Source organism: Dysgonomonas gadei ATCC BAA-286, assembly GCF_000213555.1.
GTDB classification, from domain to species: Bacteria; Bacteroidota; Bacteroidia; order Bacteroidales; family Dysgonomonadaceae; genus Dysgonomonas; species Dysgonomonas gadei.
This window is the reverse complement of record NZ_GL891983.1, coordinates 85412-97742: the sequence shown is the minus strand read 5'-3', so window position 1 is coordinate 97742 and position 12331 is coordinate 85412. Positions and strand designations below refer to the sequence as shown.

Annotated in this window: 5 protein-coding genes; all 5 read left to right on the top strand. The window is 39.5% G+C overall.

The features are described from left to right. Window positions 1-12: 12 nt before the first annotated feature. The 5 genes from HMPREF9455_RS10465 (at window position 13) to HMPREF9455_RS21250 (ending at window position 12330) form a co-directional block, all read left to right on the top strand. Window positions 13-3111, top strand: coding sequence for an efflux RND transporter permease subunit (locus HMPREF9455_RS10465; protein ID WP_006799657.1), 3099 nt, complete (start codon window positions 13-15; stop codon window positions 3109-3111). Between the two features lie 17 nt (window positions 3112-3128). Further along, the gene (locus HMPREF9455_RS10460) at window positions 3129-4310 is read left to right on the top strand and encodes a TolC family protein (RefSeq protein ID WP_006799656.1); all 1182 of its coding nucleotides are present in this window, start codon (window positions 3129-3131) and stop codon (window positions 4308-4310) included. Between the two features lie 236 nt (window positions 4311-4546). Continuing rightward, window positions 4547-7372, top strand: a complete 2826-nt coding sequence (locus HMPREF9455_RS10455; RefSeq protein ID WP_006799655.1) for a triple tyrosine motif-containing protein — start codon at window positions 4547-4549, stop codon at window positions 7370-7372. A 305-nt stretch (window positions 7373-7677) separates the two neighbouring features. Beyond that, the gene (locus tag HMPREF9455_RS21060) at window positions 7678-10761 is read left to right on the top strand and encodes a SusC/RagA family TonB-linked outer membrane protein (RefSeq protein ID WP_006799654.1); all 3084 of its coding nucleotides are present in this window, start codon (window positions 7678-7680) and stop codon (window positions 10759-10761) included. Window positions 10762-10779: 18 nt separating this feature from the next. Beyond that, complete coding sequence (locus HMPREF9455_RS21250) at window positions 10780-12330, top strand: RagB/SusD family nutrient uptake outer membrane protein (RefSeq protein WP_006799653.1); 1551 nt, start codon at window positions 10780-10782, stop codon at window positions 12328-12330. Window position 12331 lies beyond the last annotated feature (1 nt).

The following is a 12331-nucleotide window of genomic DNA, read 5'->3' as shown; positions in this document are numbered from 1 at the left end:
GAGGAATAGACAATGTTGAATAAAATAATACAATTCTCTCTCAACAACCGTCTTGTGGTGTTGATTGGCGCGGTGCTCCTGCTTATCGGCGGGTTCTATACCGCAAAGAATATGGAAATAGATGTATTTCCCGATCTGAATGCGCCTACCGTGGTGATAATGACCGAAGCAAACGGAATGGCTCCCGAAGAAGTGGAACGCCTGGTTTCTTTTCCTATAGAAACGGCTGTAAACGGAGCTACAGATGTGCGTCGTGTACGGTCGTCTTCTACTACCGGATTTTCAGTGGTCTGGGTTGAGTTTGATTGGGGGACCGATATATATAAGGCCCGTCAGATCGTTACCGAAAAACTGACAGCTTTGGGCGATGCCCTGCCCGAAAATATAGGCCAACCTACTTTGGGGCCCCAATCTTCAATACTTGGGGAAGTAATGATTATCGGCCTTACTTCCGACTCTACTTCATTACTCGATTTACGTACTATCGCTGACTGGACAATCCGCCCACGGCTTTTATCTACAGGTGGTGTAGCTCAGGTTACAGTAATAGGCGGCGATATAGAAGAGTATCAGATACTCATCGATCCGGGACGAATGAAGCACTATGGCATAACACTGGATGAAGTATTGCAGGTAACACGCAATATGAATCAGAATGCGTCCGGAGGCATCTTGTATGAATATGGAAATGAATATATTGTAAGGGGTGTACTGCAAAGCGCAGATGTAGGGGAATTAGGGAAGGCTGTAGTGAAAAAGGTCGGTGAAAGCCCTATTCTGATCAGTGATGTGGCCGAAATAAAGATAGGAGCGAAGACCCCAAAATTAGGGATAGCTTCGGAAAAGACAAAACCTGCCGTATTGATAACTGTCACTAAACAGCCGAATACTAATACAATAGAACTGTCTGAAAAACTGGATGTTTCACTTGCCGAATTACAGAAGAATATTCCTGCTGATATAAAGATATCCACAGATATATTTCGTCAGGAACGATTTATAAACAACTCGATAAATAATGTACAGAAATCGCTGTATGAAGGAGCGATATTTGTAGTTATTATTTTGTTTATATTCCTGATGAACGGTCGTACTACATTCATCTCCCTGATGGCTTTGCCTTTGTCGCTACTCACGTCTATTCTAGCCCTGAAACTAATGGGACTGACAATAAATACGATGAGTCTGGGAGGGATGGCTATTGCTATCGGTTCTCTGGTAGATGATGCTATTATCGATGTGGAAAATGTATTCAAACATCTGCGCGAAAACAGGCAGAAACCGAAAGAGGAACAACTTTCTGTACTAACGGTTGTTTTCGAGGCCTCGAAAGAAGTCCGCATGCCGATATTGAATTCCACACTGATTATTGTTACCAGTTTTATCCCGTTGTTTTTCCTTAGCGGGATGGAAGGGCGTATGCTTGTTCCACTGGGTATTGCCTTTATTGTGGCCTTGTTTGCCTCTACCGTTGTCGCCCTTACAGTGACTCCCGTATTATGTAGTTATCTGTTGGGTAACAACAAGAAGAATAAGGAAGAGAAAGAACCTGTCTTTGTGGTTAAATTAAAAGCTGTATATGAAAAAAGTCTGCATTGGGCTTTGGAAAAACAGAAGATCGTTCTTGGTGTGACAGGAGTATTATTAGTCTCTGCCATTATCATATTCTTTACATTCGGACGTAACTTTTTACCTCCGTTCAATGAAGGTTCGTTTACAGTTACGATAAATACCTTACCGGGTATATCGCTCGAAGAATCGAATAAAGTAGGAATTATGGCCGAACAGGCTATGCTTAGCGTTCCCGAGATACAGACAGTAGGCCGTAAGACAGGCCGGGCAGAACTTGACGAACATTCATTCGGTGTAAATACATCCGAGATAGAAGCCCCGTTTATGCTCAAAGACCGTTCTCAGGAGGATATGTTAGCCGAACTTCGCGAAAAACTGAATGCTATTCCGGGTATCAGTGTCGAAATAGGGCAGCCTATATCGCACCGTATCGATCATATGCTTTCGGGTACTAAAGCCAATATTGCGATTAAGTTGTTTGGTACGGACCTGAATAAACTATACTCCTTAGGCAATGAAATCAAATCTTCGATAGAAAGTATCGAGGGGGTTGCCGACCTGAATGTAGAACAACAGGTAGAGCGTCCGCAATTGAAGATAACCCCAAAGCGGGAGATGCTGGCAAAATACGGAATTACATTGCCCCAATTCTCCGATTTTGTAACAGTGATGTTGTCCGGGGAAGTTGTATCGCAAGTTTACAGGGATGGTAAAAGCTTCGACCTGACATTAAAAGCATCGGATAATTACAAAGATCAGGCGGACAAAATCCGGAACCTGATGATAGATGCCGGTGATAAGAAAATACCTTTCGAGTATGTCGCGGTGATAACTTCATCCACAGGCCCCAACACGGTAAACCGTGAAAATGCACAGCGTAAGATTGTTGTTTCTGCCAATGTTGCCGATCGCGATTTACGTAGTGTAGTTAATGATATCAGGGAAAAGATCGACGGAGAAATTACGTTGCCGGAGGGTTATCATATCGAGTACGGCGGACAGTTTGAGAGTGAGCAGGCTGCATCGAGGATATTGCTTATTGTGTCTGTCTTTGCTATTATGATTATATTCTTATTGTTGTTCAATCAATTTAGGAATGTAACTCAATCGGCAGTAATACTTCTTAATCTGCCATTGGCTCTCATTGGAGGAGTATATGCCATTTTATTCACTTCGGGTGAAATTAGTATTCCTGCCATTATCGGATTTATAGCGTTGTTTGGCATTGCGACACGAAATGGTATTCTGCTGATGGCGCATTATAATGATTTGGGTAATCATGGATATTCTGTGAATAAGAGTATCCTGCAAGGATCTCTCGATCGTCTGAACCCAATATTGATGACTGCTCTATGTTCGGGCTTAGCCCTTATTCCATTGGCTATTCAGGGAGACCTTCCGGGGAATGAGATACAAAGCCCGATGGCAAAAGTTATACTCGGGGGGCTATTGACATCTACTTTATTAAATATGTATGTCGTACCCATTATCTACAGGATGTTGAAAAACCGTAAAGAGGTAAAACAAGAGGTTGTTTGACAAAAAAGAATCAAATTATGAGAAGAGTAATATATATACTTTTATTATCGCTGCTATGTGTTGTTAGCGTTGAGGCACAGGATACATTCAGTAAGGTGTTGGAAAGTATAGAAGCGAACAATACAACACTGAAGGCGTACCGGGAGCAAGCTAATGCCGATAAGATCGGCAACAAGACCGGGATAAATATGGCTAATCCTGAAGTTGAGTTCGGTTATCTGTGGGGGAGTCCTGCCGGAGAAGGTAACCGCACGGACCTGAATGTTACGCAGTCTTTCGATTTTCCTACTGCTTACCGTTACAAATCACAGTTAGCGGCAGGTAAGAATAAGCAGGTTGATTTGACCTATGACCAACAGCACAGGGAAATTATGCAACAGGCGCGTGCTTTGTGTGTCGAACTTACTTACCAGACAAAGTTGAATGAGCAACTAACCCAACGTCTGGAATCTGCACGGGAGTTATCTGATGCTTACCAGAAACGGTTCAACCAGGGAGATATCGATATCCTGGAGAGAAATAAAACCAAACTGGATTTACTCAATACAGAAAAGCTATATCAGATAAATATGGTTGAAATAAATACGCTGAGGGCTGAATTACAACGGCTGAATGGCGGGGAGCCACTCGTATATCCGTTCGGTAATTATCCGGATTATCTTTTTCCGCTTAACTTTACAGAATGGTTTGAAAGAGTAAAAGAAAATAATCCCTCTTTGCGTCTGGCCGAACAGGAAGTTGAGTTAAGCAAAAAACAGGAACAACTGACCCGTGCTCTGAATTTGCCGAAGATTACAGCCGGATATACAAGTGAGCGCATTCTCGGTACTACATTGCAAGGTTTTACAGTAGGTGTTTCCATCCCTTTGTGGGAAGGAAAGAATACTGTAAAACATCAGAAAGCGCAGACTGTAGCTTTGCAGATGCAGCATGCTGACACCAAATTGCAGTTTCAGAATACATTAAAGAATCAATATGATAAGGCTTCTAAGCTTTCTGTATTGCTGAATGAATATCAGGAAACGCTGAAAGTTACGAACAATCGCGACTTGTTGAAAAAGGCATTGGATAAAGGTCAGTTGTCTCTCATAAACTATTTGTTGGAGCTTTCTGTATATTATGAAACGATAGACAAGTATTATGAAACGGAACGGGACTATCAGCTTGCTGTAAGCGAGTTGCAGCAGTGGGAAAGATAATTTAAATTATTAATTATATATGGAAGGCATCCGTTATTGTCAACGGATGCCTTCACTTTGTCTGTATCAGGTGAACCAAGATGGTTTAAGAATGTTATTTTAATAAAATTGTGTTATTTTTGAATGTCGAAATAGAACGTTTTAAGTAGCGAGAGCAGAAGCAAAGTTTATTTTGATTATGCCGAGTCACGAAAAACGACTAATATAATTGAACCCTCCTTAAAACTGTAGATCCTATGAAGCGATTATCCGGATATATTATCTTAATCATACTGTTTTTAACTACCATCTCTGCTTTTTCCAATAAGCCGCATATTATAAACTTGTATAGGGAAAAATATCAGGCAGATAACAAGAACTGGGCGATAGGACAGGATGAAAGAGGGACTATGTATTTTGGTAATGATATAGGGCTGCTCGAATTCGATGGTATAGAATGGAATCTTAACCGGATACCAAATTCATTGGTTGTCCGGTCTGTGTCGGTACTGTCGCACAAAACCATATTTACGGGGAGCTATGAAGAGTTTGGCCGCTGGGACAGGGATATTTCCGGAAAGCTCGTTTATACTTCCCTGAGCGATAATCTGGACAAGGCTCTTTTCAAAAATGATGATTTTTGGAAAATCTGGATTGCGCGTGATTGCGTCTATTTTCAGTCATTTAATTCTATATATATCTATGATTATAATACGGTAAAACGGATTCCATCCGAGAAAGCTTTTCTATTCCTTACTAAAGTCAGGGATGAATTTCTTGTACAGCAAATGCTGGGCTCACTTTTCCGGCTTAAGGGAGATAAACTTGAAAAAATAGAGGGCAGTGAGGTCTTTCAAGGTACAGATGTTCGTGTTATTTTACCTTATAAGGAAGATCAGTATCTTATAGGTACTACATCCAAAGGTATTTATATTTATGACGGTGAAAGCTTTAAGGAGTGGAGTCCTGTACTTTCGGGTATAATGAACTTGAAGGAGCTGAACTGTGGTGTGGTGTCTTCAAAAGGGTCATATTATCTGGGCACTATTTTGGATGGAATTTACGAGGTTGATATTAACGGCCGTATTGTAGATCATATATCATCCGAAAGCACGCTCCAGAATAATACGGTGCTTTCTTTGTATGAGGATAATCTGGGCAATATCTGGGCTGCTCTTGACCGTGGAATAGCATACATTCAATATATCGAAAATATGAGTTGTTATACAGATCCCGGTGGAAAGACAGGAGCTGTGTATTGTGCTGTACTTTGGGATAATAAGCTATTTATCGGAACCAATCAGGGTGTATTTTACATTACAACAGAGGGTTTGAATAAGCCGAATGCTCTTTCCGATATGAAACTGATAGATGGAACACAAGGCCAGGTTTGGGCTCTCAAGGTGGTTGATGGTGTCCTGTATTGTTGTCACAACAAAGGATTGAAGGAAATCCATAAAAACCTGTCGGTTACAGACGCATTTGCTATAGGTACAGGTGTATATAATTTGTCTGAGGCTAAAGTAAGGGATCATGATTTATTAGTACTATCCACATATAGCTCAATAAGAATAGTAGATAAGAAAACAAACCGTGTCTTTACTCCCGGTCAGATATCCGAACCAATCATAAATGCAGAGTTTGATCATTTAGGTAATATATGGCTGGAACATTTCAACAGAGGAGTGTACCGCTGTAAACTGGATGATAATTTTTCGGGATTCAGGTCCTTTTCATACTATGGAGGTAATAATAAGGATGGACTTCCCTATAAACTAAAAATGTTTAAGGTTGGAGGGCGTATCGTTTTGCTTGGAGACAACCGGTTTTATACATATGACGATATAGAGAATGAGATTGTGCCCAGTTCATTGCTGAATGAATCTTTCAGCACCGTGCATAATATAAGGCAGATAATTCCTATAAGAGAAAATCAGTTTTGGGCATTGACAGATGCCGCCATTTACAAATTCTTTTACGATGGTTATGAAATATCTATATTGGAGAATTACAACTTAGGAATGAATCTGTCCTTAGTGAATGCCTATGAGAATGTTTCCATACTAAACGATATTACCAGCCTCATATGCCTTGATAATGGTTTTTTACTATACAATAAAACGCAAGAGACAAAACGAAATCTCTATAAAGAATTATCCGCTCCGTATATTGAGTTTATGCGGACTGTAAATATCGACGATCGCATAGAATATAAGGATTTAACAGAAAGTGCAGAAGTCTCTTATACTTTCAATACTGTTACATTTGGTTTTTCATCAAATAATGCATTCGCTTCCAATTTATCGTTTCAGTATATGCTGGAGGATGTAGATAAGGATTGGTCTGTTCCACAAAAGATAAATAGTATTTCTTATGCGCGGCTTCCGGAAGGAAAATATAAGTTTATGGTACGTACTATAGATAATTTAGGAAATTATTCCGAGCCGGTATCCTACGGATTTGAGATCCTGTCTCCCTGGTATCAGACTATCTGGGCATATATGTTTTATGTATTAATGATAGTCGGGATATTATATATTACATGGCTACTTATCCTTCGCCGCTATCGCAATCTGCATTTGCAGAAGATCAGACATCGTGAAACAAGACGTTTAAGAGTATTAGCAGGGGAACTTCAGCAGGAAGTGGAACAAAAAAGTGCGGAGTTACTTACACAGACTTCATTTATTATACAGAAGAATGAGCTGATTCTGAGAATTAAGGATATTGTAGACGATTTTTATTCAAAGAACAAGATTAATGCTTTATTACCTTTATATCATAAGATAAATTCACTACTCAATAATAATATGAATTCGGAAGATGACTGGAAAATGTTCCTTATAAAATTTGAAGAGAAACATACCGGATTTTTTAAAAAAATGAAAGCTTTATACCCTCAATTGACAAATAATGACCTCCGGCTTTGTGCTTGTCTTAAACTAAATTTGGAGACAAAAGAAATAGCTTCATTAATGAATCTTTCTATAAGAGCCGTAGAAAACAGCCGCTACAGACTACGAAAAAAGTTAAATATTCAGCCTTCCCAGAATTTAAATGAGTTTTTTTTAGAAATAGACTGATTGATTTAATGTGTTTGTAATAAGATGCTTATTTTTATTTGAGAGGTAATAATGAGGTAGTGGTACTGTTAAAATCGGGTGGTAAGTAATTGCGATGTATTAACTTTTCGAAACACTTTTGTCAGATTATCTACATTTGACATAAAATCTAATATCACGACCCCGATACGATATGGTAATCCAGTATCTCATTCGCAACCAGAAATAATGCCTTAAAAATATCTTAAGAATAATTACCATTTCCTTTTCAGTCGTTCATAGTAGATTTTTGTTTGATAATGTGTGTTTAAATAAAAAGTAAAACTATGAAAATTAAACCTAAAAGAACATTTATTACGTCTGGAGCCAGTTCCTTCCTTATGAGGGGATTTATGTTCCTTGCTTGCCTTTTACTGGTGAGTACAGTAAGTATTTATGCTCAGACAAAGACTATCACAGGTAAAGTGACAGATGTGACTGGCGAACCTCTGATTGGTGTGAGCATTAAGATACAAAATACCACTACTGGCACTGTTACAGATATAGATGGTGTATATTCCCTGTCGGCCAAATCAGGTGATGTTTTGGAATTCTCTTATGTGGGGATGAAAACACAATTGGTTACAGTAAGTTCTCAGTCTACTATAAACATAACCCTGGAAGACGATGCCCAACTGCTTACCGAAACGGTTGTGATTGGATATGGTTCAGCGAAAAAACGCGACTTGACAGGCTCTATTGTTAGTATTAAGGCTGGCGAAATTGCGAACAGGCCATCTGCTAACCCATTGGCTAGCTTGCAAGGTAAAGTTGCAGGTGTGCAGATTGTAAATACAGGACGTGCCGGACAGGATCCGGAGATACGTGTTCGTGGAACAAACTCTCTTAATGGTTATACACCTTTGTATATAGTGGATGGATTGTTTTCCGATAATATTAATTACTTGAATCCGGCAGATATAGAGTCTATGGAAATCCTTAAAGACCCTTCTTCATTGGCTATATTCGGTGTGCGGGGAGCAAATGGTGTTATTATAATTACTACAAAGAGGGCTAAAGACGGACAAACAATAGTTAACATAAACGCTTCGGTAGGATTTAAGCATATCGCCGACAGGATAAGTGTGACTAATGCAGCCCAATTTAAAGAGTTGTATAATGAACAAAGACTTAATCAGGGGGTAACTACTCCGTTTGATTATACTGCATGGCAAGCTGATACAGACTGGCAGGATGAGATTTTTCAAACAGGATTTGTGACCAATAATAATGTTAGTATTACCGGTTCCAGCGAGAAGAATAAATTCTATTTAGGATTGGGATATACTTCGGAAGAGGGATCTATAAAGTCAGAGAAATATACTAAAGCAACCGTTAATCTGAGCAGTGATTACAATGTTACTAACTTCTTGAGATTCGGATTTCAGGTTAATGGATCCAGATCTTTACCACCCGATGCAAAAGGCGTGGCAGGAGCAGTCAGAGCAGCACCTATAGCTCCTGTCTATGGCGTATATACTGATCCGCTTACCGGTAAAGAAGAAACTCTACTGCATACGATGCCCGATTTTCAACGTTCGCAGGTATGGAATCCTTTGATTGCAACTCAGCTGCAAGGTGATCATAACAAAGCGACGAACTATAGGGTTGCAGGAAATATATACGGAGAGGTAGATCTTATGAAATCTCTGACGTTTAAAGCAACCTTCTCTTTAGACTATTCTACAGGCGACTCAAGAAGTTATTCCCCGTTAGTAAATGTATATAATCCGGATATAAAGAATAAGGAGATGATAAGCGAATATGAAACTATCAACCAAAGTAAGAATCATAGTTTGGTTGCTCAACAGGATTATATTCTGACTTATAGCAATCAATTTAATAAACATGGTGTAACAGCGACTGCTGGTATTACAACTAATTATAGGGAATCTTCCAGCTTGGGTGGTGGTCGTAGCCAAAAATATGGAGATTTTGATTTCTCGATACCAAATGATGATCCTGACAAGTGGTGGTTGACATCAATCTCCAATTCATCGATGACGAATACTGGTAGCCAATTTAGACGATTTACGATGTCTTATCTCTTGAGGGGTCTTTACAACTATGACAACCGTTACTTGTTTAATGCTTCGTACAGAAGGGATGGATCTTCGGTATTCCGTAATGTAGGAAATACATGGGATGACTTTTACTCTTTTGGTGGAGGTTGGATCGTGAGTAGCGAATCTTTTATGGAGAATCAGAGTGCTATTGATTACCTGAAGGTAAAAGGTTCTTGGGGTGTTCTAGGTTCTGAGAATACGGGAGGACGTAATTATCCTTCTTATCCGGGGTTAAACTCTTCAGGCAGTGCTGTTTTCGGAGATAATATACTGACTGGATATAGTACAGCGTATCTTCTCCAGAATGTTGGCTGGGAAAAGACATATTCATGGGAAGCCGGATTTGAGGCTCAATTTTTGAATAACCGTTTGAGAATAGAACCGGTTTACTACAGTAAGAACACAAAAGATATTCTTGTGGTAACAGAAGCTATTGCCGGGGTACAAAATGAAATGCAAAACTTGGGCGAGGTACAAAACAGAGGAGTTGAATTGGCTGGTTCCTGGTCTGATAAAATCGGAGAATCGGGTTTCAATTACACCATCGCAGGTAATCTCACTACTATAAGCAATAAGGTGAATAAAATAGATGTTGAAGATACTGCGGCTAAATTGGAGAACGGTGTATCGCGTACTATCAAAGGAGAGCCGATCGGCTATTTCTACGGATATAAGGTAATCGGTGTATATCAAAACTATGAACATATAAAAAATTCTACGCCTAATGCCCTTGGAACTGTCAGACCCGGTGATTTGATATTTGCAGATATTGACGGGGATGGTAAAATAACAGACAAGGACAGAACCAAAATAGGTAATCCAACACCTGATTTTACTTATGGTATCAATCTAAACTTATCATATAAGAACTTTGATCTTGGTATAGACATGATGGGCGTTTATGGAAATGATATCTACCGCAATTGGGATGCTTCTTCTTTCGCTCAATTCAATTACAGAACAGAAAGAATGAACAGATGGCATGGTGAAGGTACTTCAAATTGGGAACCGATATTGGATCCATCCAGAGCAATGAATCAGATGGCTTCAAGCTATTTTATCGAAGATGGAAGCTTCTTCCGTATTCGGAATGTTCAGTTGGGTTATACTTTCCCTAAGTCTATCCTGGATAAGATATACATGAAGTCACTTCGTATCTATGGAAATATTCAGAATCTCAAGACATGGTCGAAGAATTCAGGATATACTCCCGAAATCGGAGGTAGTGCACTTTCGTTCGGTATAGATAGCGGTACTTACCCTATGCCTGTGATTTATACTTTCGGTGCAAATCTTACATTTTAATCCAAACAGAGAAATAACATGAAAAAATATATATTAAAAGCAATTAGTACATCTGCATTAATAGTGTTTGCATTTGTATTGACCGGATGCGGAGACCTTTTAGATCAAGCCCCACAAGGTCAATGGACAGAAGACGATAATAAAGGGGGATCTTATCAGACGGATATATTTACATTATATGCTAAGATGAGAGGTTTTAATGTAACATCAGGTTCTCCGGCTTTAGCTATTCATAACTTTAGAAGTGAAGACGTGGAAACAGGAACGACAGCTTCGGATGGATCGGCTCAGAGACCAATGTACGACGATTTTGAGTATAATGCATCAAATGGACTTATCCAAAGCTATTATGCAAGTAATTTTGATATGATTCATATTGTAAACCGTGTATTGGACAAGATGAGTACAGCCGAAAAGAATGGAGAAACTCTTACCGAAGGGGATATTATCTGTAGAGGAGAAGCACATTTCTTCAGGGCGTTTGCCTACTTCAATCTTGTCAGAGCCTTTGGTGAAGTTCCATATATTGATTTCAAAATAGAAGATGCGGCAGAAGCTATTCTACCTAAGTCTCCTGCAACTAAAATATATGAACTTATCGATAAAGATTTGACCGAAGCCGAAAATAGTCTTCCTCCTATGTGGGAAAGCAGGTTTGTAGGACGTCTCACTTGGGGTGCGGCTAAATCATTACATGCCAAAACTTATTTAATGAGAAACGATTGGGCCAATACTTATAGCTTAGCTATGGAAGTTATTAATTCAAATATATATAATTTAGATACGCCTTACGATCAAATATTCAGAGAAACTGGTGAAAATTGTAGTGAATCGATACTCGAATTGCAATGTACAGCCACATCAGCATTACCCGGATCTAACGATATTGGCAGCCAATTTTGTCAGGTTCAGGGAGTAAGAGGTGCAGGTGACTGGAATATGGGTTGGGGATGGCATACGCCAACACAACTACTTGCCGATGCTTTTGAACCGGGAGACCCTCGCAAAGACGAAACATTATTATATTTTGTAAAAACAGGAGAAGATCCGGCTACTATTCCGGCAAATAAACCGTGGGGAGAAAAGCCTGTGGCAAATGGAGATGTTTTAAATAAATATTATAACAAAAAAGCGTATACAAATCCTGCATTAAGAACTCTCTATACAAAGGGTGGCTTCTGGTTTAATATTCGCCTTATCAGATTATCGGATGTCATATTGATGGCTGCCGAGGCTGCAAATGAAATGGGCGGAAAAGCTGATGAGGCTATCGAACTGCTCGAAAGGGTACGTGCCCGCGCAAGAGCTGGAAACAGTGCTATATTACCGAAGGTTACTACAACAGATCAGGTTGCATTTAGAAATGCCGTAAGACATGAGAGACGCGTGGAATTAGGTATGGAATGGGATCGTTTCTATGATCTTGTACGTTGGGGTACAGCGCAGCAGGTACTTCATGCAGCAGGTAAAACCAATTACCAAAACAGGCATGCTTTACTACCTCTGCCTCAAGCTGAGATTGATAAATCGAATGGCGTTTTAGTTCAGAATCCAAATTATTCCAACTAAA